The organism is Dactylosporangium sucinum, from assembly GCF_014647515.1.
In the GTDB taxonomy this organism is placed as follows: Bacteria; Actinomycetota; Actinomycetes; order Mycobacteriales; family Micromonosporaceae; genus Dactylosporangium; species Dactylosporangium sucinum.
In genome coordinates this window covers 407-23,187 of the sequence record NZ_BMPI01000056.1, presented here as the reverse complement: position 1 = coordinate 23,187, position 22,781 = coordinate 407, and the positions used below count along the sequence as shown (strand labels likewise).

Here is a 22,781-nt window from a genome sequence, read left to right as displayed (position 1 = left end):
CTCTTCCTGAACGTTGCCTGGGAAAGCCCGCACAGTCCCCTGCGTCTTCACAGCGTCAGTACGCGACGTCCACCACGACGCGGGTGGGGTTGTCGAGCACCATGAGCCGGAACCCGTGCCGCGCGGCGGTACCCACGTCGGCGGTCATGATCCCGGCCCCGACGACGGTGAACTTGAGGTTCTTCAATGCCGGGAGATTGAAGGTGTACTGCGCGGGCCCGCTGAACGACGCATGCGGCGCCGTCGTCGGCGAACCCTGCCCGGTGAACGTGACGCGGATGGCCGAACCGGACCCGGAGTAGCGGACGTCGACGCTCGGCCGCAGCCCGCCCAGCATGTCGAACACCACGCGGTCGTACCCGGGATGCGCCCCCGACCGCACCCCGCTGGCGAGCGCGTCCGGCGCCGTGCCCGCCGACCGGACGGGGTTGCTGCCGAACGGCTGCGCCGGCGGATGCGCCACGTCGACCACCACCCGGTCGGGCGCGTGCAGCGTGAAGACCCGGAACCCGAGCCGGTCCCGGACGCCGAGCCCGAAGCTGGCGTACCCCTCGAAGTAGCCACCCGACTTGATCTGGCGCAGGGTGGGCAGCTCCGGGTTGTAGACGGTGGTCAGCGGGATGGCCGGCGGCGCGGTACCACTGAACACCACGAGCAGCGTCGCCGCGCCGTTGAGCGGGATGCGCCCGCCCATGCCCTGGTGCTCCAGGACCCCGTACTCGACCCGGTACTCCGGCGTCCCGCCGGTGAAGTCGAACACGGTCCGGTCGTACGCGTCGTGCCGGCCGGTCCGCACGCCCGTGAGGGTCGGCTGGCCGGTCGTCGAGGCCGGCCCGGTGACGGGCGCGGTCCCGGTGGGCGCGGGCAGATCCGCCGCGAGTGCGACGGAGGCGGGCGTGAGCGCGAGGGCGAGACCGGCGCACGCCGCCAGAACTCGGCGGAGAAACATCGAACGGCTCCTTTCCGTCCGGAGGGATGCCGCTACGACGCGCCGCCCACGACCCCGGTTTACCGGATTGATCTGTCCGTTGCCTGACCGATCGCTTCGGAAACTTTCGGCACGAAGAGTGCAGCAATCGATTGACATCGCTTCGGCGCCGGGCGTTCCATGAACGGTGGAGGTGGAGCCCATGCGTAACGTTGCGCGACCCACCGGGAGGGCGGCGGCCGCTATCGCCGTCCTGCTCGGTCTTCTCGTCGCGCCGGCGTCCCCGGCGCGCGCCGATCCACCGGTCTGTGACCCGCCGGTCGCGAGCACCACGCAGCCCGGCTACCTGGTCGCCGACCCCGACTGTGAGCTCAACGGCACCCCGTTCGCCCCCGTCGCCGGCTCCACGACCTGGACCGGCATCCTCGACGGCGCCGCCTACCGGATCGAGAAGCCCGCGAACTGGAACGGCGAGCTCGTGCTCTACGCGCACGGCTTCCGCGGCCAGGGCACCACGGTCTACGTCGACAGCCCGTCCCTGCGCGCCCACTACCTGAGCCGCGGGTTCGCCTGGGGCGCGTCGAGCTACCAGACCAACGGCTACGACGTCGGCCAGGGCGTCCGCGACAGCCACGCCCTCATCGACCTGTTCGGCCGGCGCTCCGGCACCCGGGCGAAGTCGGTGTACATGACCGGCGCGTCCATGGGCGGCCACGTCGCCGCCGTGGCGATCGAGGAGTATCCGAAGGCGTTCGTCGGCGCCATGCCCGTGTGCGGCGTGCTGGGCGACGCCGAGCTGTTCGACTACTTCCTCGACGCCAACGTGACCGCCGCCGCCCTGACCGGCACCGAGATCACATTCCCGCCGGCGCCCGTCGATCCCGCTTTCCAGGAGGTGTACCGCCAGCAGGTCCTCGCCGAGCTCCCCGCCCTCGCCCCCGGCACCGCCGCCCGCCAGCTGTGGGGTGACGTGGTCGAGCAGCGCAGCGGCGGCGTGCGCCCGGGCTTCGACGCGGCCTTCGCCTACTGGAACGCACTGCCGTCGATCCCGCCGCTCAACACCGTGCCGTTCCTCTTCGGCCTCTACCCCGGCCTCTCCGGCGGCACCGCCGGCATCGCCGCCGGCAACGTCACGTCCAACCGCCTCACCCTCTACCAGGCCGACGACAACCCGTGGCTCAGCCGGGACGAGCTGCGGCTCAACCTGTCCGTCCTGCGCGTCGACCGCACCGACCGTCCGAGCCGCGACCTGTCGGGCGTCCCCCGCGTCGACGGCCGCCCGCCGGTCCCCGTCCTGTCGCTGCACACGATCGGCGACCTCTTCGTGCCGATCTCGATGGAGCAGGAGTACGCCCGGCGCGCCGCCCTCAACGGCCGCTCCCGCCTGTTCGTCTCCCGCGCCGTCCGGGCCCTCGGCCACTGCGAGTTCACCGCCGACGAGATGTCCCGCGGCTTCGACGACCTGGTGACGTGGGTCCGCGCGGGCAAGCGCCCGGCGGGCGACGCCGTCCTCGACCGGCGGGCGGTCGCCGACCCGCGGTTCGGCTGCACGTACACCTCCGCCGACCGCGCCAACTTCGGCGCCCCCTGCCCTCGCTAGCCCGGTTCCCATCTCCGGCCGGCCCCCTGCCCTCGCTGACCCCGTTCCGTTCTCCGGCTGCGCGCCCTTCCCTGGCGGCACCTCGGACCGCCGTCCCGTCTGCACCGGGGCGGCGGTCTCGCTGTCTGTGGTCCCGCCGCGCCGAGCCCTCGACGGCGCGCGACGCCGGTCCGCCGGCCGTTCCCGCGGTGACCAATACTGGGCGGCATGCCTGCCGTCCGCCGAGCCGAGCCATCCGACCTCCCCTCCCTGCTCCCGCTGACCCGCGAGTTCTGCGAGACCGACCACCACGACCACGACGAGCCCCGCATCGTCCGCGCGCTGGCCCCGCTCCTGCGGGACGACACGCACGGCCAGGTCTGGGTGGTCACGTCTTCCGCCGACGCTTCGGTGCTGGCCGGGTACGCGGTCGTCACGTGGGGCTGGAGCCTGGAGTCGGGCGGCCGCGAGGCGCTGCTGGACGAGATCTACGTGCGGGACCGCGGCAACGGCGTCGGCGAGGCGCTGCTCCGCCACGCGATGCGCGCGGCGGCCGCCGCCGGGGCCTCGGCGATGTTCCTGGAGACCGAGGCGCACAACGCCCGGGTCCGGAAGTTCTACGCCCGCCTCGGCTTCACCGAGGAGTCCTCGGTCTGGATGAGCGGCACCTTGACGCTCCCGCCGTCATAGCCTCGCTCCTCGGCGTCCCGAACCCCGGTGCCTTAGGGAGCAAGATCCGGGAAGTCTAGGGGTCGGCGTTCTTGCGCCCGTCAGGGATCATCGAAGCATGGTGCGATTTGTGCTCAACGTGTTGTGGGTGATCTTCGGGGGCGGACTGATCCTCTTCCTGGAGTACGCGCTCGCCGCGGTCATCTGCTTCATCCTCGTCGTCACCATTCCGTTCGGCGTGGCGAGTTGGCGGATCGCGGTGTACTCGCTGTGGCCGTTCGGGCGAACCGTGCAGGCCAAGCCGGGAGCGGGCGTGGCGACCGGGGTGGCGAACGTCCTCTGGGTCGTCCTGGCCGGCTGGTGGCTCGCGCTGTCGCACATCGCGGCCGGGATCACCATGTGCCTGACGGTGATCGGGATTCCGTTCGGCATCGCGCACTTCAAGCTGGTGCCGGTGGCGTTCTGGCCGCTGGGCCGCGAGGTGGTCGACCTGTGAGGCGGCGCAAACTATACAGTGCTACGTGCTAGTGTCGTAGCGTGTTCAAGAAGATGCTGGCCGCGTTCGGCGTCGGCAGTCCGAGCGTCGACACCGTGCTCTCCACCACCGCCGTCCAGCCGGGCGGCTTCATCGAAGGCAATGTCAACATCACCGGCGGCGACAGCGAATTCATGATCGAGCAGGTCGTGCTGTCGCTGGCGACCCGCGTCGAGGTCGAGGGTGGTGACTACGAGGGGCACGGCGGCATCGAGCTGGGCCACGTGGTCGCCGCGCAGCACTTCCGTGTCGGGCCGGGCGAGCGGCAGTCGATCCCGTTCCGGATGCCGGTGCCGTGGGAGGCGCCGATCACCGAGGTCTACGGGCAGCATCTCCGCGGCATGGTCATGGGCGTGCGCACCGAGCTGGTCGTCGCCAAGGGCCGCGACAAGGGCGACGTCGACCCGGTCGCGATCACCCCGCTGCCCGTGCAGCAGGGCGTCCTGGACGGCTTCGCCGCGAACGGCTTCCGGTTCAAGCACGCCGACGTCGAGCAGGGCTACCTGCACGGCGTCCAGCAGAACCTGCCGATCTTCCAGGAGATCGAGTTCTGGCCGCCGCCCCAGCACGGCGGCAAGATCAACGAGGTCGAGCTGACGTTCGTCGCCAATCCGTACGGCGTCGAGGTCGTCCTCGAGTTCGACAAGCGCGGCGGCATGTTCAGCTCGGGCCACGACGCCTACAGCCGCTTCAGCATCCGCCACGACCAGGCGGCCGGCACCGACTGGGCCGCGGTCGTCGACGGCTGGGTCCGCGAGGCGACGTCCCGCTACTACAGCCACCTGCCGGCCGACTACGGCCACGGCCAGGGCGGCTACGGTCACGGCGGCTACGGTCACGGCGGATACGACCACGGCCACCACGGCCATGGCCGCGGTCGCCAGGGCGTGGGCATGGGCGCCGTCGTGGCCGCCGGTGCGGCCGGCGTCGTGGGCGGCATCGTCGCCGGCGAGGTCTTCGAGGAGGTCTTCGAGGGCGACGACGAGGGCGGCGACTTCGACTTCTGACCGGTCGAGACACGAGCGCCGCGCGACCACCACGCCACCCGCGCGGCGCTCGCCTCGGCCGCGGCGCTTGCCACCGCACCTGCGTGGCGCCGGGCATGCCACGTCCGGCCCTCGCCCACGCCACCAGCCCGGCGCTTGCCTCGCCCGCGGCGCTTGCCACGGCACCCGCGCGGCGCGCGGCTGGCTACGTGCTCGGCACGTCATCGGCGCGGCACGCGCCACGGGCCCCGCGCCGCGCGGCGCTCGCCTGACGGAGCGCGTTCAGGTCATCCACGGCGTCAGCCGGCCCAGGACGTCCTCCAGGATCTCGGGCGTGGTCGCGAAGTTCAGGCGCACGAAGCCCGCCGTGTCGACCTCCGTCCCGGCGGAGAACTCGGCGCCCTCGCTCAGCTTGACCCGCGCGACCTGCTCCAGCTCCGAAGCCCGGCGCCGGCTCGGGAACCACGCCAGGTAGGTTGCCTCCGGCGGAGTGAGCGGTACGCCTACCGACGCGGCCCACGCCGCGACCGTCGCGCGGTTGGTGACCAGCGTCGATCGCACGCCGTCGAGCCAGGAGGATGACTCCTGCCACGCCGCGACGGTGGCGACGCGGCTCAGGATGCTCGGGGTGCCGAACACGTCCAGCGGCGCCGCGTCCAGCGACGCGCGCACGGCGGACGGGCCGACGTGGGCCACCGCGAGCCGCAGGCCGGCGATGTTGAAGGCCTTCGTCGCCGAGGTGGCCGTGATGGTACGGGCGGCAGCCAGCGTCGCGAACGGCACGTGCCGGTGCGGCGCGTACGTCAGGTCGGCGTGGATCTCGTCGCTCAGCACCACGAGATCGTGCGCGTCGGCCGCGGCGGCGAGCGCCTCCAGCTCGGCGGCGTCGAACACGCGGCCGGTCGGGTTGTGCGGGTTGACCAGGACCAGCAGCCGGCAGCCGGCCAGGCGGGACGCCAGCGCATCGGTGTCGAACGTCCAGCTCTGTCCATTGTGGACCATCGGGATGGGCACGATGCGTCGGCCCGCGCGGGCGATGCTGGCCAGGAACGGCGGGTACGCGGGCACGTGGATCGCCACCCCGTCCCCGGGAGCCGTGGTGTGCTCGACCACGACCTGCAGGATCTGCAGCAGGTCGGTGAACACCCGCGAGTGCGCCGGGTCGGGCGTCCAGCCGTGGCGGGCGCCGGTCCAGCTCGCGAACTCCCGCAGTACCGGATCGACCCCATCCCAGAACGGGTAGCCGAAGTCCTCGCGCTGCACCGTCTCGAGGAGCCGTCGCTTGATCGGCGAGGCGATGCCGAGATCCATGTCGGCCACCCAGGCGCCGAGCGTGCCGGCCGGCAGCGACCCCCACTTGACCCCGTGACCGTCGCCGAGCGGGCGGGACGGGTGCTCGGCGAGGAGGGCATCACGCAGTACCTCCATCTGCCCGTGATGCTGGCACAACTCCTCGTAGACGTGCTGCAGCACCGCGCCCTGCGTGCGAAGCCCGTCCGGGCCGAGGAACCGCGGGTCCGGCGTGCCCCGCGGCGGGTCGCCCGGCACCGCCCCGCGCGCGTCGGCGACGAACCGCCCGCGCACCTCCGCGACCCGCGCGAGCAGCCCCGCGACCGGCCCGGCAGCGGTGAACTCGGCGTCGCGGTCGCGCTCGACGGCCCGTCCGGCGACGAGCGTCCCGGCCCAGTACTCGACGACGCCCAGGCAGTGGGTCAGCAGCCCGTACGGCGTGTTCGCCCCCGGCAAAGCCGGCCGGCGGTTGGCGAGATCGTCGCCGAGCTCGCCGACGATGCGCGTCATGCCGTCGAACGCGCGGTCGGTGTACAGCAGGTACTCCTCGACAGTGATCATGAAGCCCTCTCGTCACCGGTTCAAGTGGTGACGCAACCTTGCGCCCGGTCGGCGTCACCTGTCAAGGTGGTGACGTGACGTTCATGTTCGTCAGCGGCGACCTCGCGCTCGACTTCGCCGGCACGCTGAAGTGGCGCCGCACCCGCCCGGAGGACCTGCTGGCCACGCCCGCCGACGCCGCTCGCTGGTCGGTGGAGTCCGGCCTGCTCACGGCCCCGCCGCCGGTGGACGAGACCGAGTTCACGCGCCTGATCGGACTGCGGGAGGTGGTGTACCGCCTGGTGCTCGCCTCCCTCGCCGAAGCCCCTTGGCCGACCGCGGACCTGGCGCTGCTGAACGAGGCGGCGTCCGCCCGCCCCCCGCGGGTCACGCTGACGACCGAGGGCGCACAGCGCACCGGCGACGCGGCGGCAGTGGGCGCCGCCCTCGCCACGGCCGCCGCCGACCTGCTGGCGACCCTGGACCGGACCCGCGTCCGCGAGTGCGCCGGCGACGAGTGCACCCGACTCTTCGTCGACCGCTCCCGGGCCGGCAACCGCGCCTGGTGCGGCATGGAGGAGTGCGGCAACCGCGTCAAGGCGGCGTCGTACCGCGCCCGCCGCGCGACCCGCTGACGACTACGCCGTGACCTCGACCAGCAGGCGACGGCGGGTGTCGCGGTAGCCGACCGTGCGGTTCGCCGCGAGCATGCCGTGGTTGTCGACGTTGACCGTGGTCGTCGCCGACGTGGCGGCGGGGAACTCGGCCCGTAATCGGAGCGTCTGGGCGGCCTTGATCCAGGTGGCCAGCCCGCGGCGGCGGTGGTCGGGCAGGACGGCGGTGTCGTGCTGCTCGGCCTCGGCGCCGCGGGTCAGGGTGACCGTCGCCGCCACCACCCCGCCGCTGGCGGTCGCGGCCGTCACCAGCAGGTGCATGCCGCCGGCCGTCATGTCCCGCTCCCAGGCCCGCACCGCCGCGAGGTCCCAGTCGCGGGGCGGCATCTGCAGCTCGGCGCCCGGCGCGTCGAGGACGTGGGCCATGACCCGCGCGAACGACAGCGCCAGCTCGTCGGGTGCCCGGTCGCGCCAGTGCCGCAGCTCGTATCCGTCGACCGCAAGCACCGCCCGGCACCGCTCGGCGACGCCGGGGTGGTCGAGGCGCTGCTCCTGGACCTGGAGGCGGAGCAGCACCTCGTACCCGGGCAGCCGCTCCGCGAACGCCTCCGCGGGCGGCCCGGCGGGGATCGCGCTGCGCAGGCGGGCGTGGCCGCCGTCGCGGCCGGCACGGCCCGCGGCCGCGACCAGTGCCGTGCCGTGGCCCCGGCGGCGTGCGGCCGGAGCGACGTAGAGCCGAAGGTAGCCGCCCCGCAGGACCGCGATGCCGGCGATCGCTCCGGCGCCGTCCCGGGAGACCCACCGCAGCATCCCGTCGTCGGCCGCGGTCGGCGCGGCGGACACCGGCGGGCCGTTGGGCGTCGGCGGCGGCGCGGCCGTGGCGGAGGCGGGCGGCGTGTTCGGCGTCGGCGACGCGGGCGCCGTGGCGGAGGTGGGCGCCGTGTTGGGAGTCGGGGACGCGGGCGCCGTCGCCGAGGCGGGCGCCGTGTTCGGCAGCGCGCCAGGTGTCGCCGAAGCGGGCGCGGCGTTGGGGGCCGCCGGCGGTGCGCCCGTCGGCGGACGCCCCGCGTCGGTGGTCCGGCTCACCGTCGCGGAGCCGGGGGAGGGTGCGCCGGTCATGACGGCATACGCGGCGTGCCACGCGGCCAGGTCGTCCGCCGACGCCCGCGACAACAGGAACGGCTCGGCGCTCATGACGGCCTCGTGTAGCGGTGCTTGGCGCCCGGCGGGAACCACTCGGGATCGCCCGCCGCGCGGAGGTCGACGCGGGGCAGCTGGTAGGCGGCCGGCACGTAGTTGGCGAACTCGCTGTTGAGGCGGAGCAGCTCCGAACGCACCGCCTCGGCCAGCGCGGCGGTGGCGGACGACGGGGGAGCGGCGTCCGGGGCCAGCTCGACCACCAGCGACAGGTGGCGCTCCTCGTCGGCGTCGGACCCGACCCGCAGGACGAACTTGCCGGTCACCCAGGCGGCCACGTCCTCGCGCTCCAGGGCGACGGTGACGTTCTCCGGGTAGACGTTGGCCCCGAAATACGAGACGGTGAACAGCGACCGGCCGAAGACGTAGACGAACGGGTGTGTCGAGCCGGAGCCGGGGTCGAAGCCGTGGCGGCGGCAGAAGGCCACGAGATCGTCGTGCGGGATCAGGCCGCCCTCGTCGGCGATGTGGTAGCGGACCAGGGGGACGCCGCCGTCGCCGGTGAACAGCAGGGTGCCCTCGTGGGTCTCGAAGTAGCGGGTCGCCGGGTCGTACTGCACCAGCGTCGGCAGGCGGGAGTCGCCGAACACCTCGCGGGCCAGCGCCGGCTCGCCCGCCAGGAACCGGCGGATCCGCACGCTGAGCGGCGTCTCGTTGCCGAGCACGCCGGCGTCGGCGGTGCCGTAGAGCGACACCGAGTCGAAGTCGGGCCGCAGCATCCCGGCCCGCCGGCCGACCAGGTCGCGCCACTGCTCGCTGAAGACCTCGCCGGCGAGCAGCATCCGGATCGAATACCGCGGCCAGTCCACGCCCCGCCGCAGCCCCTCGTCGACGACGTTCTTGACGAAGGGCGGGTAGCCGGCGAGGACCACCTGCTCGTAGTGCGGCGCCAGCTCGGTGACGACCCGCAGGATCTCGTCGATGCTGTTGCCCGGGGTCGCGACGGTCACCGGGTAGCCCTTGGCGGCGACGTGCCGGCAGGCGGCCGCCGTATACATGCCGCCGACCCAGCTGCCGAGCGCGAAGCACACCACGACCAGCGTCGTGCGCTCGTGCGCCTGGAAGCTGTCGCGCAGCGCGTCCTCGAACCGGCGCGCGACCGCCAGCTCGTCGAGCACCGACCGCGGCCAGACCGTGGGCTGCCCCGACGACCCGGACGACACGGCAACGGTGTCGGCCGCGGCCGCCAGGTCGCCGCCGCGGCAGCGCTCCGGCAGCGGATAGCGCCGCAGGTAGTTCTCCTTGGTCAGCAGCGGCACGGTCGCCAGGTCGGCGGCGGTGCGCACGGCCGCCGGGTCGACCCCGTGCTCTGCGAGGAACGCCCGATAGGCCGGGACCGTGGCCGCCACCTCGTGGAACAGCTCGAGCGCGGTCCCGGTGGGCGCCACGCCGGCGTAGAAGTCCCGCAACCCGTCGAGCACCCGCTGATACGTCATGCGCCGGCCTCCCGCACCGCGAACACCGGCGCGTGACCGGTCGGGCCGAACGATACGTTGTCGCTCGGCGTGATCGTCAGCGCGTCGCCGTCGAACCGGCACACGTAGGTGCGCACGAACGGGGTTTCGACGTAGGCCACCCGCAGCGTGAACTCGCCCGGCGCCGTCCAAGCCCCGGTTGCTGGCCACCGCGCCGTCGACGTGCCAGTCGCCGGTCGGGCAGCGGTGCTCGTGGGTCCCGTCGGCGTCCTCGACCGTGACGCTCCAGCCCGCGCCGCCGGGCAGCCCGGCGAACGCGATCGCCTTGATCGTCGGCGGCTGCTCGTGGCTGGGCCGCCAGTCCTCCGGCCGGACGCGCCGCGGCTTCGCTACCGTGAACCGCCCGCCGGGGCCGCTCGCCGTGCCCGTCACCGGCGGCAGCCGGCGCTCGACCCGGCCCACCGGCGGCGAGGCGTCGTCGAGCAGGTGCTCCCACACCAGGTCGAGCACCACCTGCATGTCGGGCACGCCCGCGGTCATCGCGACCACCAGCGAACGGCCGGGCACGACGACGCAGAACTGCCCGAAGGCGCCGTCGCCGCGATAGGCGTCGTGGCGGCAGCGCCAGAACTGGTAGCCGTAGCCCACGCGCCAGTCGGCCGTCGTCGCCGGGTCGGCGTCGTTGGGCACCTGGCGGGCCGTCGCCTCGGCGACCCAGCCCTCCGGCAGCAGCCGCTTGCCCTCCCACACCCCGTCCTGCAGCAGCAGCGTGCCGAACCGGGCGACGTCGGTCGCCGCCAGCGACAGGCCCCAGCCGCCGACCTCGATGCCGCGCGGGCAGGTCTCCCACTCGGCCGGGCCGAACCCCAGCGGCTCGAACAGCCGGGGCCGCAGGTAGTCGAGCAGCGACTCCCCGGTGACCCGGTGCATGATCGCCGACAGCATGTAGGTGGCGCCGCTGTTGTAGAGGAAGTGCGTGCCCGGCGGGTGCTCGACCGGCAGCCGGAGGAACCCGGCCGCCCAGTCGGGGCCGATCGACATCGCCGGAGCGGTGTCGGCGGCGTGGCCGCTGGTCATCGTCAGCAGGTCACGCACCCGCATGCCGGACTCGTGCGGCACGCCCGGGAAGAACCCGGCGACCGGGTCGTCGACCGTGAGCCGCCCCTCGCCGACGGCCAGCCCGACGGCCGTCGACGTGAAACTCTTGCTCAGCGAGAACAGCCGGTGCGGGCGGTCCACCCGGTAGGGACGCCAGCCGACCTCGGCGACCGTCGCCCCGCCACGCACCACCACGAGGCTGTGCAGCGCGTCGACCTGCGCCTCCGCAGCCTCCACGAACGACTCGACGCTCATCCGCGCCCCCTCCCGACGTTCTGACGGAACCTTAGCGTCGACGTACGACACAAAGGGGTTGTGAGGAAACCGGGCACCCCTCGGTAACTGACCGGGCACAGTGAGGCAACAGCGCGTGGCCAGCATGACAGGATGCTCAGCAGCCCACGCTTCCTGCAAGGCGTCTTCAGCTTCGAGGGCAAGGGACTCGACCGGCCGTTCCTGCTCGACGCCGCCCTGACCTACGTCGTGCCGGACGGCGCCGGTGAGGAGTTGCAGCGGACCGCGTGAGTAGCATCGCGCGCGTGAGTGGAATCTTGTTCGTCGGCGGGCCGATCTGGACCGGCACCGGCACCGGCACCGGCACCGGCAGTGGCGGCGGCTCCGGCAGCGCCGAGGCGCTGGCGGTTGTCGGCGGGCGCATCGCCGCGGTCGGGGACCGGGGCGCGGCGCTCGACGCGCTCGCGGACACGCGGTTCGACGTGGTCGACCTCGGCGGGCGGGCGCTTCTGCCCGGGCTGCACGACGCGCACGTCCACCCGGTCAGCGGGGCGCTGGAGCGGCTGCGGTGCGACCTGTCGCACCTGCACGACAAGGCGGCCTACGTCGCCGCCGTGAGGGCCTATGCCGACGCGAACCCGGGCCGGGAGTGGATCACCGGGGGCGGGTGGTCGATGTCGGCCTTCCCCGGCGGGCTGCCGCACCGCGACGACCTCGACGCCGTCGTGCCGGACCGGCCGGTGTTCCTGCCGAACCGGGACCACCACTCCGCGTGGGTCAACGGCGCCGCGCTGGCCAGGGCCGGGATCACCGACACGACGGCCGACCCGCCGAGCGGCCGCATCGAGCGGGATCAGCATGGCCACGCCACCGGCGTGCTGCACGAGGCCGCCATGGACCTCGTCACCCCGCTGCTGCCGGCGGACACGGCCGCGGACTACGAGCTGGCGTTGCGGGAGGCGCAGCGGTACCTCTTCAGCCTCGGGATCACCGGCTGGCAGGACGCGATCGTCGGCGCCTATGCCGGCTCCCGCGACCAGTTCGGCACCTACCTGGCCGCCGACCGCGCCGGGTGGCTCAAGGCGCGGGTCACCGGGGCGCTGTGGTGGGAGCGGGACCGGGGCGCCGAGCAGATCGCCGACCTCGTGGAGAAGCGCGGTCAGGCGGCCGGGCGGTTCCGGGCGACCGCGGTCAAGATCATGCAGGACGGTGTGGCCGAGAACTTCACCGCCGCCATGCTCGAACCCTACCTGGGCGGCCACGGCTGCGGTACGTCCAATGTGGACCCGGCCGAGCTGAGGGCGCACGTCGCCGCGCTCGACGCGGCAGGGTTCGGGGTGCACTTCCACGCGATCGGCGACCGGGCCGTGCGCGAGTGCCTCGACGCGGTCGAGGCGAGCGGTCGGACCCGCCGGCACCACATCGCGCACCTGCACGTCGTGCACCCCGACGACGTGCCGCGGTTCGGCGCGCTCGGCGTGACGGCCAACATCCAGGCGCTGTGGGCCACGCACCACGAGCAGAACGACACCCTGTGCGTGCCGTTCTTCGGCCCCGAACGATCCGGCTGGCAGTACCCGTTCGGCGCCATCGCAAGGGCCGGCGGGCGGCTCGCCGCCGGCAGCGACTGGCCGGTCAGCACCCCGGACCCGTGGCAGGCGATCCACGTCGCGGTCCACCGCACCGAGCCGGCCGGGTCGGCCGAGGCCGGCTGGCCCACGGCGCACGTGCCGATGCTGCCGGAGCAGGCCCTGTCGCTCGACCAGGCGCTCCGCGCGTACACCTCCGGATCCTGCTTCGTCAGCGGCCTCGACGACGTGGCCGGCGCTCTCGTCGAGGGGCTCGCCGCCGACCTCGTCGTGCTCGACCGTGACCCGTTCGCCGACGGTACCCCGCTCTACGATGTTCGCGCCGACCTGGTGTTCGTCGACGGCGAACCGGTGCACGAGCGGGAGACCTGATGCTGACCCAGCCCTGCGGCCACGTCGCGAACCCGTCGGGCAGCCAGGCGTGCCCGCACCTGGCGCTGCCGTCCGAGGAGCCGGGCCGGCACGTGCGCGTGATGACCGGGGTCGGCATGGAATTCAACCTGGTGTGCGAGGCGTGCGACCGCGCGGGCGAGCCGGTCGAGCTGACCGTGATCTGCGAGGGCTGCGCCGAGCGCGCGTTCGACGGCAGACCGTTGGCGTGGCGCGGATCGGCGGGGATTCCCGAGCGTCCGGAGCCGATGCGGCAGGTGTACCGCTGGTCGCCGCCCGACGACCTGGGCGAGGTGCTCGACCTGGCGCCGGTGTGGGGCGACCGCCGCTCGCGCTGGCTGGCGCTGACCGCCGACGGCCGCATCGCCGAGCTGCATCCCGATGACGACAGCGCCACGGTCCGGGCTTCCCTGGCGCTGCCCGACGAGCCCGACCACGAGCCGTTCCTCGACCGGGTGCTGCGCCGCCGCCTGCACGCCTCGGCCTGCGGGCGCTTCGCGGCCGTCGTCAACGACTACGGCAAGCTGGGACTCGTCGTCGACCTGGACCGCGACGGCGCCGTCACGATGGAGCTGCACGGCGGCGGCTACCACGCCGAAACGGTGCCGTTCTCGCTCGCCTTCGCCGTGCACGACGGGCGCCCGGTCCTCGTGCACCGCACCGAGTGGAACCGGCTCGACGTCAGCGACCCGGCGTCGGGCCGGCTGCTGACCGAGCGCACCTTCGCCTCGGGCGCGGACCTCGACTACTTCCACGGCCGGATCGTGGCCTCCCCGGGCGGCACGGCGGTCGCGGACGACGGCTGGATCTGGCACCCGGTCGGCGTACCGCTGGTGTGGAGCCTGCGCCGCTGGCTGGACGAGGACCCGTTCGAGTCGGAGCGCGGCCCGTCGCTGCACAAGCTCTGCTTCCGCGACTACCACTGGGACATGCCGCTGTGCTTCGTCGGCGAGACCGCGGTCGCGGTGAGCGGCATCGGCGACGACGACATCGCCATGCTGGCCGGCGCGCGGGTGTTCAGCGTGGCCACCGGCGAGGAGCTGACCACCTTCGCCGGCCCGGAGGGCGGGTACTTCTCCGACGGCGTGCGCCTCTACTCCACCCACGCCGACGGCCTGCACGTGTGGGACCCGGTGACCGGCCACCGCACCGGCACGGTCCCGGGCTTCACCCCGACCTGCCTGCATCACGGCACGGGCGAGCTCGCAGCCGTCACGGCGGGCACCCTCATCCGCTGGCGCCGCTGAGCGGCCGGGTGCTGGCCCGCCGGACGACGGACCAGGCGGCGCCGCGGGAGTGCCGCGGCCGGCCGAGCGCGGCGACGGCGCAGGCCGCCCCCTGCTCGCGCAGCGACTGCGCGACCGTCGTCAGCCCGAGCGAGGCCGCCACCGCCGAGTCGTCCCATCCCGTGACCGCCAGGTCGTCGGGGATGCGGCGACCGGTGTCGCGGGCGGCGCGGACGACGCCGGCCGCCTGCTGGTCGCTCATCGCGGCGATCGCGTCGGGCGGGTCGGGCGCCGCGAGCAGGGCCGCCGCGACCCGTTCGGCCTCCGCGGCGTCGTTGCGGGCGCAGACCCCGACGACGACGTCGCCCCAGTCGGTGCCGGCGTCCTCGGCCGCCTGGCGATACCCCTCCAGCCGCTCGCGCGTCACCGGGAACAGCACGTCCGTGATCCGGTCGCCGCGGGTCACCGTGCTGACCCGGTCGCGGGACAGCGGGAAGCTGACGATCGCCGGGCGGCGCGCGCCCGCGAACGCGGCCGCGCCGACCGCCGCGGCCGCCGCGCGGTTGTCGACGGTCACCAGCCCCAGCCCGCGGACCGCCGGCCCGCCGTGGACCACGGCCGGGCGGCGCATCGCCTGCACGGCCGCCAGGACCGGATCGTCGTCGGCGGTCGTCCACACGACATACCCGTCGACGGCGGCGCCCTTGACCCGCGGGACGTCGTCGGCCCCGCCCGTGATCGGCAGGATCGTCATGGCGTAACCGCGGTCGGCGCACACGTCGGCGATCCCGGCGAGGAACGACACCGCCTCCGGGTCGTCGAACGCGTAGCTCAGGTGCTCGCCCATCACGACACCGAGCGCGTGGGTGCTGCCCCGGCGCAGCGACCGGGCGCTCGGGTCGGGCCCGGCGTAGCCGAGCTGGTCCGCCGCGGCAAGCACCTTGGCCCGGGCCTGGTCCGACACGCGCTCCGGGCGGTTGTACGTGTACGAGGCGGTCATGACCGACACGCCGGCCAGCTCGGCCACCTGCGCGAGGGTCGCCCGCCCCGACTTCGTCACCTTGCGACTGTAGCGCCGCTGTGTATCGTTACACAGATGACCCCTGCGTTCGTGGCCTTCGGTGCGTTCGGTGCCTTCTGGGGTGTCTGGGGTGCCTCGGTACCCCGGGTGCAGCACCAGGCCGGCGTCGACGACGGTCAGCTCGGCCTCGCCCTGCTGTGCATCGGCGCGGGTGCCCTCCCCGCGATGCTGCTGGCCGGCCGGGCGCTCGACCGGTGGGGCCGCCCGGTGGCGGCCGCGCTCATCGGCGCGCTCGGCCTGGCCGGCGCCGGCCTGGCACTGACCGCGGTGAACCTCGTGAGCCTGTGCGCCGGGCTGGCCCTCGTCGGCGCGACCAGCGGCGCGGCCGACGTGGCCATGAACGCCGTCGCCGGTCGGGCCGAGCAGGCCGCCGGCCGGCCGGTCATCACGCGCGCCCACGGGGTCTTCTCCACGCTGGTGGTGCTCGCCAGCCTCGCCACCGGCCTGGCCGCGCCGTTGCCGCTCGCGGTGCCGTTCGTCGCCGTCGCCGCAGTCGCGCTGGTGGCCGCGATCCTGCTGTACCGCACGCTGCCCGCCCGCGTCGCCGCGCCGGAAACGATCCCGGCGCCGGCCGCGCGGTGGAGGATCGCCCCGCTGCTGCTCGTCGGGGTGCTGGGCGCGCTCGCGTTCGCGACGGAGAACGCCCACCAGAGCTGGAGCGCCGTGTTCGCCCACGGTGAGCTGCACGCCGACCTGGGGCTGAGCGCGGTCGCGCCGGCGGTCTTCGCGGGCGGGGTCGCCGTCACCCGGTTCGCCGCCGGCGGCCTCACGGGCGCCCACTCGCGCACGGTCCTCGTCGCCGGCGCCCTGACCGCCGGGGCCGGCACGGTCCTCATCGCCGCCGCGCCCGGCCTGCCCGTCGCCGCGCTGGGCCTCGCGGCGGCCGCGGCCGGGACGGCGGTCCTGTTCCCCACGCTCGTCGGCATCGTCTCGCGCAACGTCGGCGAGTCCCACCGCGGCCGGGCGACGTCGGTCGTCACGACGGTGTCGTACCTCGGCTTCGTCGTCGGCCCGGTCTACGTCGGGCTGTGGGCCGACGCGGTCGGGCTGCGCGGCGCCATGCTGGCGGTGGCCGCCCTCGCCGCCGCCCTGCTGGTTCTGGCTGCGCCCCTGCTGCGCGTCAGCGGCCTGAACCGCCGATAGCCGCCGAGGTCCGCCGGCTCAGGGCGGCGCTCATCGCCGCGCGCCGGTCGCCGCGCGGGTCGTGAACGACGGGGTTCCCGGCGCCGTCGAAGCGGCGCACCGGGCGGCTCGCGTCCCACCGCGGCCAGCCCGGCCCCTCGCCGTGCACGAAACTCGCCCAGGCCGCGTTCATCTCGTCGGCCAGGGCCTGCGGCGCCTCCTCGCCGACCAGGGCCGCCGCGCCCGCCGCGGCGAGGGTGTCGAACACGAACGGCAGCTCGGTCGCGTGCGCGGCGCCGATGCCGAGCACGGGGGGACGGCCAGGCAAACTCGTACACCCAGGTCGCGGCGGTGCGGGCGTCCGCGACGTCGGTCATCGGCACCCGCAGCAGCAGGTCGGTGGCCAGTTGCCCGAGCCGCTCGCCGGGGGTGGCCGCCGGGTACGTGCGCACCACCGGGGCGGGGATGCGGTACTTCAGGCGCGCCAGCAGCAGGTGCAGCCGGCCGATGCGGTCGACCGAGCCGTCCGGGACCATCCACCGGCGGTACTCGTCCGTGGTCGTCCCGGTGAGCAGCGGAATCGGGCTGTCCCGGAGCTCGGCCGCCGCTGCGGCGTGTACCGCTTCGACGACGTGCTGGTGGAGTACCAGCTCGCCCGGCCCGGCCCCGGCCTGCCCCGGCTGGCGGCGAAGCTGGACCCGCTCGCCGGCCACCCGTACCTGCTGGAGACGCTGCGCAGCTTCGTCCGGCACGGCCACAACCGCAGCCGGGTGGCCCAGGACCTGCACGTCCACCGCAACACGCTGGACTACCGCCTGGGCCGCATCACGGCGATGACGGGCCTGGACCCGGCCGTCCCGGCCCAGGCCCGCCTGCTGGACGCCGCACTCACCGCGTTCGATCTACGCCGGGATCCGGGGGAGGGAGGCCACCGCTGACGACATGGCCTCGTCGCTGAGGGCGTGGTCCTGGAGCTCGCCCGACAGGTACGCGCCGTAGGCCGCCAGGTCGAGGTGGCCGTGGCCGCAGAGGGCGGTCAGGATGACCTTCTCCTCGCCCGTCTCCTTGCAGCGCAGCGCCTCCTCGATGCAGGCCGCCAGCGCGTGCGTCGGCTCCGGGGCCGGGATGATGCCCTCGGTACGGGCGAACCGCACCCCCGCCTCGAAGCATTCGCGCTGGCTCTTGGCCACCGCCTCGATGAGGCCCAGCTCGTACACGTGCGAGATGAGCGGGGACATGCCGTGGTATCGCAGGCCGCCCGCGTGGATCGGGTCGGGGATGAAGTCGTGGCCCAGCGTGTGCATCTTCATCAGCGGGGTCATCCCGGCCGTGTCGCCGAAGTCGTAGGCGTAGACGCCCCGGGTCAGCGACGGGCACGCAGCCGGCTCGACGGCGCGGATCGTCGGGGACATCCGGCCGGCCAGCTTCTCGCGCAGGAACGGGAAGGCCAGGCCGGCGAAGTTGGAGCCGCCGCCGGTGCAGCCGACGATGACGTCCGGCGCGTCGCCGACCTTGGCCAACTGGAGCAGGGCCTCCTCGCCGATGATCGTCTGGTGCAGCAGGACGTGGTTGAGGACGCTGCCGAGGGCGTAGTTCGTGTCGGGGGACTGGGCGGCGACCTCGACGGCCTCGCTGATCGCGATGCCGAGCGAACCGGGCGACGCCGGGTCCTGCTCCAGCACCGCGCGACCCGCCGCCGTGAGCGTCGACGGCGACGGGTGGATCGTGCCGCCGAACGTCTCGATCATGATCTTGCGGTACGGCTTCTGGTCGTAGGACGCGCGCACCTGCCAGATCTCGACGTCGAGGCCGAACTGGCCGCCCGCGAACGCGAGCGCGGTGCCCCACTGCCCGGCCCCGGTCTCGGTGGTGAGGCGGCGGATGCCGGCGGCCGCGTTGTAGTACGCCTGCGGGACCGCGGTGTTCGGCTTGTGCGAGCCGGCGGGGGAGACGCCCTCGTACTTGTAGTAGATGCGGGCGGGCGTGCCGAGCGCGCGTTCGAGGCGGTGCGCGCGGTAGAGCGGCGACGGGCGCCACAGGCGATAGACGTCCATGACGTCGTCCGGGATCGGGATGTACCGCTCCGTCGTCACCTCCTGCTCGATGAGCGCCATCGGGAACAGCGGGGCGAGGTCGGCGGGTCCGACGGGCTGGAGGGTGCCCGGGTGCAGCACGGGCGGGGGCGGCGAGGGCAGGTCGGCGAGGAGGTTGTACCAGCGCGTTGGCATCTCCGACTCGTCGAGCAGAACCTTGGTGGTGGTCATCCCCAGATCTTCGTGCCGGACGCCCCGGGAACGGAAGCGTTCACCGGGGCGTCCGCCGAACGTGGATCTAGCCGTACACCTCGAACTCGTAGATGCGCGCCGCGGCGTCACCGTTCGACGTCGGAGTGAGCACATTGATGCGCACGTAACGTCCGTTTGTGTTCACCGCGTGCGTGGTCGTGTCCGCCGTGTTGCCGCGCGGCTGCGCGACCGTCGTCCAGGTCGTGCCGTTGTCGGAGACCTGCAGGTCGAAGTCGCGGGTGTTCCAGCCGGCCGACTCGCCGCCGGCGCCCGCGTGCTTGACGACGATCGAGCTCAGGTGCGTCGACGCACCCAGGTCGACCTGGAGGAAGCGGTTGGTGCCGAGGGAGCACCACTTGTCGCTCCAGCCGCCCGACACGCTGCCGTTGACGGCCTTCTCCGGGCCCTCGCTCGCCGCGCAGGACGAGTCCGCCGTCGCCGGCTTGTTGAGGGCCAGGTTACCGGTCGCGCCGGCGCTGTAGACCTCGAACTCGTAGATGCGCGCCGCGGCGTTGCCGTCGTTGGCCGGGGTGGTGACGTCCACCTTCACGTACCGCGCGGTACGCGGCGTGACCTGGTGCAGCGTCCGGCTGGAGCGGTTGCCGCTGATCGCCACGGCCTGGCTCCACGTCGAGCCGTCGGTGCTGGTGGAGATCGTGAACGCGCCGGTGTTCCAGCCCGTGGTCTCGCCGCCGAGGCCGGCGTGCTTCAGGACGAACGACCCGACCGTCTGGTTCGAGCCGAGGTCGACCTGGAGGTACCGCGGCGCCGTGCCCGAGCAGAACTTGCTGTTGCTCGACAGGCTCCCGTCCACCGCCTTGGCCGGCGACTCGGCGCTGGCGCACGCGGTCGACCCCGTCGCCGTCTTGTTCAGGGCGAGGTTGGCGCCGAGGTTCGGCGCGGCCGGCGGCTGGACGGCGCCGTCGGTGAAGCTGGGCGGCACGTTGCCGGCCCCGGTGCCCCACGACGAGGCGCTGTTGCCCATCGTGTACTGCAGGGTGCCGCCCGCCGCGAGGTCCGGGTACCGCAGGTAGTTGTTGCTCACCGCGGACCCGTTCAGCGTCAGGCTCTGCACGTACTGCGACGTCCCGTTGCCGCCGTTGATCGTGATGTTGCCGGCCGGGCGCTGGATGAGCACCGACGGGAACAGCGGCCCGTGCAGCGCGAGCGTGTCGGCACCCGGCGTGACCGGGTACATGCCGAGCGCCGCCCAGACGTACCAGGCCGACGTGGCCCCGAGGTCGTCGTTGCCCGGCAGGCCGCCGGCGCCGGTGGTGAACGACTCGTTCATGACGCGCCGGACGGCCGCGCCGGTGCTGCCCGGGTTGCCGGTGAAGTTGTACGCCCACGGCACGCTGTGTTCGGGCTCGTTGCCGATGTAGAAGTACGGGCGGACGAGCCCGCCGTTGAGCTCGGTGAAGTGGTGGTCGAGACGCTGCTTGGCGGTCTGCGGGCCGCCCATGAGCGCGATCAGCCCGGCGTAGTTGTGCGGGACCATCCAGGTGTACTGCGCGGCGTTGCCCTCGGTGTACGGGCTCTCCTGGGCCGGGTTGAGCGGCCACGAGAACGAGCCGTCGCTGCCGCGCGGGTGGATGTAGCTCGACTCGCTGGAGAACGAGCTGCGCCAGTACTGCGCACGCGTCATCGCCGAGCTGTACGTGGTCGTGTCGCCGAGCGCCTGCGCGAACTGCGCGACGGCGAAGTCCGACGCCGAGTACTCCAGCGAGTCCGACGGCTGGTTGACGATGTAGTGGTTGGTCGCGTACTCGGTCTGCCGCCCGCGGATGGGCGAGCCCTGCGTGGTGCCGCTGGCGATGGCGTTCTTCATCAGCTGCAGCGCCGCGGCGGTGTCGAAGCTGCGCGCGCCGAACGCGTAGGCGCTGGCCACGATGATCGGGCCGGGGTCGCCGGTCATGATGAAGTCCTCGTTGGTCTGCTGCGACCACTTCGGCAGCAGGCCGCCCTGCTGGCCGTCGAGGACCATCGACTTCATGATGTCGTTGGTGACGTCGGGGGCGATGAGCGCGATGAGCGCCGCCCACGAGCGGTAGATGTCCCAGCCGGAGTAGTTCTGGTACACCGGGTGCGTCGCCGTGTGGATGGCGTTGTCGAAGCCGCGGTACTGGCCGTTGACGTCGCTGGAGATGTTCGGGTTCTGCATCACGTGGTACAGCGACGTGTAGAACTTCTGCAGGTCGGCCGCGCTGCCGCCGGTGGCCTGGACGCGGTTGAGGGCCGTGTTCCACGCCGCGTTGGCGTTGGACCGCACCGTGTCGAAGGCGCCCGCCTCGGCGTTGAGGTTGGCGGTCGCGCCGGCGACGCTCACGAACGAGAGCGCGACGGTGGCGTTGACGGTCGCGTTGCTCGTGGTGTCGAACGTGACGAACGCACCCGTGTTGACGCCGCTCGTGCTCGTCGACCCGTTGCTGATCGTCCCGCCGTTCCAGGTGCCGACCGACGACGGGGCCCGGTCGAAGCGGATGGCGAAGTAGATCGGGTACGTCTTCGAGGAGCCGCAGAAGCCGCCCGCCGTGACGTTGCCGGTGACGGTACTGCCGGAGATGCTCACCGAGCCGCTGCGGTTGCCGGTCGCGCTGCGACTGGTGTTGACGAGCAGCCGGGCCTGGCTGGTCGACGGGTACGTCAGCCGCAGGGCGCCGGTGCGGGTCGTCGCCGAGAGCTCGACGTCGGTCGAGTACTTGTCGAGGCGGTTGCGGTAGTAGCCGGCGGCCGCGCTCTCGTTCGTCTTCGTGTACGCGCTCGCGTAGCTCGTCCACGCGGTGCCGGGGGAGGAGCCGAGCGCGCCGGTGACGGGCAGCAGGCCGAGGTCCTCGTTGTTGGCGCAGCCTGCGCCGTTGAAGTGGGTGAGGCTGAACTCCTCGACGGTGCGGTCGCGGTCGCGGTACCCCGACGGCGACGCGGTCGGCGTGTCCGGGCTGAACTGGACCATGCCGAAGGGCACCGTGGCGCCGGGGTAGGTGCTGCCGCCGGCGCCGCCGCCGACCGGGTTCGGCGAGTTGCTGTCGTCGGTGCCGATGAACGGATTGACGTACTGGGTCAGGTTGAGGTCGGCCGCATGCGCGGGTGCGGCCTGCACGACGGCGAGGGCACCGCCGAGCAGGGCGGCCCCAGCGCCGGCGAGCAGCCGGTCGACCGTGCGTGATCGGGACATGGGTGGTCTCCCGTTCGATGGCGGTGAGGACGGGAGAGCGCTCTCGATGCACATTCATAGTCGCTGATCGACGTTTGGTCAAGATTTGTCAATACGTCAAGGGCTCGGTCGCGGGTCGTCGGCCGTAGTGTCAAGGATTGACGAAAGCGTCACAGGGATTTCACGCATCGAACAGTTTCGAACAGGTTCTTGGGCGGTTGTTGACAGTTCGCGTCCGAAAATGTTTGCTACGACTCATGGATCCGCCGCCACGGTCCGCGAACAGGCAGCCTGACTGCCGGTTGACGACCTTGGAGGCATCGACGTACAACGTTTGAGAGCGCTTTCTGTAAACTAAGCTAAACATTTGCGAGGGGCCATGAAGCAGCGCCACGCCCGCCACGTCGGCATCCTGCTCCAGCTGCGCTCGCGCCCGTGGGTCTCGGCCGCGGCGCTGTCCTACCGGTTCGGCGTGGACGTCCGGACCATCTACCTCGACATCGACCTGCTGTCGGCGGCCGGCCTGCCGATCGAGCCGGTCCCGGGCCGCGCCGGCGCCTACCGCCTGCGGACGGCCACTCCGGCGGCGGCCGAGGAGCCGCTGGACCTGGACCACTACCTGTCGGGCGCTCGCAGCCGCGAGCAGCTCCGACGGCTGGGTCAGCGCGCGTACGCATGCGCCCAGCGCTCCCGCCTCCGCCGCCTGGCCGGCTGACCCCCGCCCGCCTCCACCGCCCTCACGCACCGCCCTCGTCCGCTGCCGCCACCGTCGCGCACTGCGCTTGTCCGCTTCCGCACGCTCGCGCGCTGCACTTGTCCGTTTCCGCCGCGGCCGCGTACCGACCTGTCCGT

General features: G+C 73.2%; 19 protein-coding genes. 11 read left to right on the top strand and 8 right to left on the bottom strand.

Annotated features, from left to right (window positions below; genetic code table 11):
• Nucleotides 1-55 precede the first annotated feature (55 nt).
• The gene (locus tag IEZ31_RS40585; protein WP_190255437.1) at nt 56-949 is read right to left on the bottom strand and encodes an AMIN-like domain-containing (lipo)protein; all 894 of its coding nucleotides are present in this window, start codon (nt 947-949) and stop codon (nt 56-58) included.
• A 181-nt stretch (nt 950-1,130) separates the two neighbouring features.
• Here IEZ31_RS40585 and IEZ31_RS40580 point away from each other — a divergent pair, with 181 nt between their 5' ends.
• The 4 genes from IEZ31_RS40580 (at nt 1,131) to IEZ31_RS40565 (ending at nt 4,718) form a co-directional block, all read left to right on the top strand.
• On the top strand, nt 1,131-2,528 hold the full coding sequence (locus IEZ31_RS40580) for an alpha/beta hydrolase family protein (RefSeq protein ID WP_190255436.1): 1,398 nt from the start codon (nt 1,131-1,133) through the stop codon (nt 2,526-2,528).
• 207 nt (nt 2,529-2,735) lie between these two features.
• Nucleotides 2,736-3,197 carry a GNAT family N-acetyltransferase gene (locus IEZ31_RS40575; protein ID WP_190255435.1) on the top strand — a complete coding sequence of 154 codons (462 nt, stop codon included), beginning with the start codon at nt 2,736-2,738 and terminating at the stop codon, nt 3,195-3,197.
• 97 nt (nt 3,198-3,294) lie between these two features.
• On the top strand, nt 3,295-3,672 hold the full coding sequence (locus tag IEZ31_RS40570; protein ID WP_190255434.1) for a YccF domain-containing protein: 378 nt from the start codon (nt 3,295-3,297) through the stop codon (nt 3,670-3,672).
• A gap of 41 nt (nt 3,673-3,713) precedes the next feature.
• Nucleotides 3,714-4,718: a sporulation protein gene (locus tag IEZ31_RS40565; RefSeq protein WP_229836421.1), complete on the top strand. Its 1,005-nt coding sequence runs from the start codon at nt 3,714-3,716 to the stop codon at nt 4,716-4,718.
• 261 nt (nt 4,719-4,979) lie between these two features.
• On the opposite strand, the gene IEZ31_RS40560 is transcribed toward IEZ31_RS40565, so the two are convergent.
• Nucleotides 4,980-6,548, bottom strand: coding sequence for an aminotransferase class I/II-fold pyridoxal phosphate-dependent enzyme (locus IEZ31_RS40560; RefSeq protein ID WP_190255433.1), 1,569 nt, complete (start codon nt 6,546-6,548; stop codon nt 4,980-4,982).
• Between the two features lie 83 nt (nt 6,549-6,631).
• Between IEZ31_RS40560 and IEZ31_RS40555 the strand changes: the two genes are divergently transcribed.
• The gene (locus tag IEZ31_RS40555; protein ID WP_190255477.1) at nt 6,632-7,162 is read left to right on the top strand and encodes a CGNR zinc finger domain-containing protein; all 531 of its coding nucleotides are present in this window, start codon (nt 6,632-6,634) and stop codon (nt 7,160-7,162) included.
• Nucleotides 7,163-7,165: 3 nt separating this feature from the next.
• Here IEZ31_RS40555 and IEZ31_RS40550 read toward each other — a convergent pair whose 3' ends face one another.
• Nucleotides 7,166-8,335, bottom strand: a complete 1,170-nt coding sequence (locus IEZ31_RS40550) for a GNAT family N-acetyltransferase (RefSeq protein ID WP_190255432.1) — start codon at nt 8,333-8,335, stop codon at nt 7,166-7,168.
• Nucleotides 8,332-11,106 (bottom strand): serine hydrolase, encoded by a 2,775-nt coding sequence (locus IEZ31_RS40545; RefSeq protein WP_190255431.1) that lies wholly within the window; start codon nt 11,104-11,106, stop codon nt 8,332-8,334. Before IEZ31_RS40545 ends, IEZ31_RS40550 begins: the two co-directional genes overlap by 4 nt.
• 132 nt (nt 11,107-11,238) lie before the next feature.
• Between IEZ31_RS40545 and IEZ31_RS40540 the strand changes: the two genes are divergently transcribed.
• The 3 genes from IEZ31_RS40540 to IEZ31_RS40530 are packed head-to-tail and all read left to right on the top strand — an operon-like array spanning nt 11,239 to nt 14,311.
• Complete coding sequence (locus tag IEZ31_RS40540) at nt 11,239-11,376, top strand: hypothetical protein (RefSeq protein WP_229836418.1); 138 nt, start codon at nt 11,239-11,241, stop codon at nt 11,374-11,376.
• A 14-nt stretch (nt 11,377-11,390) separates the two neighbouring features.
• Nucleotides 11,391-13,046 carry an amidohydrolase gene (locus IEZ31_RS40535; RefSeq protein ID WP_229836415.1) on the top strand — a complete coding sequence of 552 codons (1,656 nt, stop codon included), beginning with the start codon at nt 11,391-11,393 and terminating at the stop codon, nt 13,044-13,046.
• The gene (locus tag IEZ31_RS40530) at nt 13,046-14,311 is read left to right on the top strand and encodes a hypothetical protein (protein ID WP_190255430.1); all 1,266 of its coding nucleotides are present in this window, start codon (nt 13,046-13,048) and stop codon (nt 14,309-14,311) included. Before IEZ31_RS40535 ends, IEZ31_RS40530 begins: the two co-directional genes overlap by 1 nt.
• Here the strand turns inward: IEZ31_RS40530 and IEZ31_RS40525 are convergent.
• On the bottom strand, nt 14,292-15,350 hold the full coding sequence (locus tag IEZ31_RS40525; protein WP_229836412.1) for a substrate-binding domain-containing protein: 1,059 nt from the start codon (nt 15,348-15,350) through the stop codon (nt 14,292-14,294). The two genes, IEZ31_RS40530 and IEZ31_RS40525, sit on opposite strands and share 20 nt — an antisense overlap.
• Before the next feature lie 36 nt (nt 15,351-15,386).
• Between IEZ31_RS40525 and IEZ31_RS40520 the strand changes: the two genes are divergently transcribed.
• Nucleotides 15,387-16,514, top strand: coding sequence for an MFS transporter (locus IEZ31_RS40520; RefSeq protein WP_190255429.1), 1,128 nt, complete (start codon nt 15,387-15,389; stop codon nt 16,512-16,514).
• Here IEZ31_RS40520 and IEZ31_RS40515 read toward each other — a convergent pair.
• Nucleotides 16,492-16,821 carry a hypothetical protein gene (locus IEZ31_RS40515; RefSeq protein ID WP_190255488.1) on the bottom strand — a complete coding sequence of 110 codons (330 nt, stop codon included), beginning with the start codon at nt 16,819-16,821 and terminating at the stop codon, nt 16,492-16,494. The genes IEZ31_RS40520 and IEZ31_RS40515 overlap by 23 nt on opposite strands.
• A 286-nt stretch (nt 16,822-17,107) precedes the next feature.
• Between IEZ31_RS40515 and IEZ31_RS57240 the strand changes: the two genes are divergently transcribed.
• Nucleotides 17,108-17,431 (top strand): PucR family transcriptional regulator, encoded by a 324-nt coding sequence (locus tag IEZ31_RS57240; RefSeq protein ID WP_229836410.1) that lies wholly within the window; start codon nt 17,108-17,110, stop codon nt 17,429-17,431.
• Here IEZ31_RS57240 and IEZ31_RS40505 read toward each other — a convergent pair.
• Both IEZ31_RS40505 and IEZ31_RS40500 read right to left on the bottom strand, forming a co-directional pair.
• Complete coding sequence (locus IEZ31_RS40505; RefSeq protein WP_190255427.1) at nt 17,396-18,757, bottom strand: TrpB-like pyridoxal phosphate-dependent enzyme; 1,362 nt, start codon at nt 18,755-18,757, stop codon at nt 17,396-17,398. The two genes, IEZ31_RS57240 and IEZ31_RS40505, sit on opposite strands and share 36 nt — an antisense overlap.
• A 67-nt stretch (nt 18,758-18,824) precedes the next feature.
• A complete protein-coding gene (locus tag IEZ31_RS40500) occupies nt 18,825-21,950 on the bottom strand; it encodes a GH92 family glycosyl hydrolase (RefSeq protein ID WP_190255426.1) in 3,126 nt (1,041 codons plus the stop codon).
• A gap of 358 nt (nt 21,951-22,308) precedes the next feature.
• On the opposite strand from IEZ31_RS40500, the gene IEZ31_RS40495 reads away from it, so the two are divergent.
• The gene (locus tag IEZ31_RS40495) at nt 22,309-22,644 is read left to right on the top strand and encodes an HTH domain-containing protein (RefSeq protein ID WP_190255425.1); all 336 of its coding nucleotides are present in this window, start codon (nt 22,309-22,311) and stop codon (nt 22,642-22,644) included.
• Nucleotides 22,645-22,781 lie beyond the last annotated feature (137 nt).

What these genes read in the sequence shown, in the direction of transcription:
- IEZ31_RS40550 (WP_190255432.1), bottom strand. Translation starts at nt 8,335, where the DNA reads ATGAGCGCCGAGCCGTTCCTGTTGTCGCGGGCGTCGGCGGACGACCTG.
- IEZ31_RS40560 (WP_190255433.1), bottom strand. Translation starts at nt 6,548, where the DNA reads ATGATCACTGTCGAGGAGTACCTGCTGTACACCGACCGCGCGTTCGAC.
- IEZ31_RS40545 (WP_190255431.1), bottom strand. Translation starts at nt 11,106, where the DNA reads ATGAGCGTCGAGTCGTTCGTGGAGGCTGCGGAGGCGCAGGTCGACGCG.
- IEZ31_RS40580 (WP_190255436.1), top strand. Translation starts at nt 1,131, where the DNA reads ATGCGTAACGTTGCGCGACCCACCGGGAGGGCGGCGGCCGCTATCGCC.
- IEZ31_RS40530 (WP_190255430.1), top strand. Translation starts at nt 13,046, where the DNA reads ATGCTGACCCAGCCCTGCGGCCACGTCGCGAACCCGTCGGGCAGCCAG.
- IEZ31_RS40505 (WP_190255427.1), bottom strand. Translation starts at nt 18,757, where the DNA reads ATGACCACCACCAAGGTTCTGCTCGACGAGTCGGAGATGCCAACGCGC.
- IEZ31_RS40570 (WP_190255434.1), top strand. Translation starts at nt 3,295, where the DNA reads ATGGTGCGATTTGTGCTCAACGTGTTGTGGGTGATCTTCGGGGGCGGA.
- IEZ31_RS40520 (WP_190255429.1), top strand. Translation starts at nt 15,387, where the DNA reads ATGACCCCTGCGTTCGTGGCCTTCGGTGCGTTCGGTGCCTTCTGGGGT.
- IEZ31_RS40540 (WP_229836418.1), top strand. Translation starts at nt 11,239, where the DNA reads ATGCTCAGCAGCCCACGCTTCCTGCAAGGCGTCTTCAGCTTCGAGGGC.
- IEZ31_RS40500 (WP_190255426.1), bottom strand. Translation starts at nt 21,950, where the DNA reads ATGTCCCGATCACGCACGGTCGACCGGCTGCTCGCCGGCGCTGGGGCC.
- IEZ31_RS40585 (WP_190255437.1), bottom strand. Translation starts at nt 949, where the DNA reads ATGTTTCTCCGCCGAGTTCTGGCGGCGTGCGCCGGTCTCGCCCTCGCG.
- IEZ31_RS40495 (WP_190255425.1), top strand. Translation starts at nt 22,309, where the DNA reads ATGAAGCAGCGCCACGCCCGCCACGTCGGCATCCTGCTCCAGCTGCGC.
- IEZ31_RS40555 (WP_190255477.1), top strand. Translation starts at nt 6,632, where the DNA reads ATGTTCGTCAGCGGCGACCTCGCGCTCGACTTCGCCGGCACGCTGAAG.
- IEZ31_RS40575 (WP_190255435.1), top strand. Translation starts at nt 2,736, where the DNA reads ATGCCTGCCGTCCGCCGAGCCGAGCCATCCGACCTCCCCTCCCTGCTC.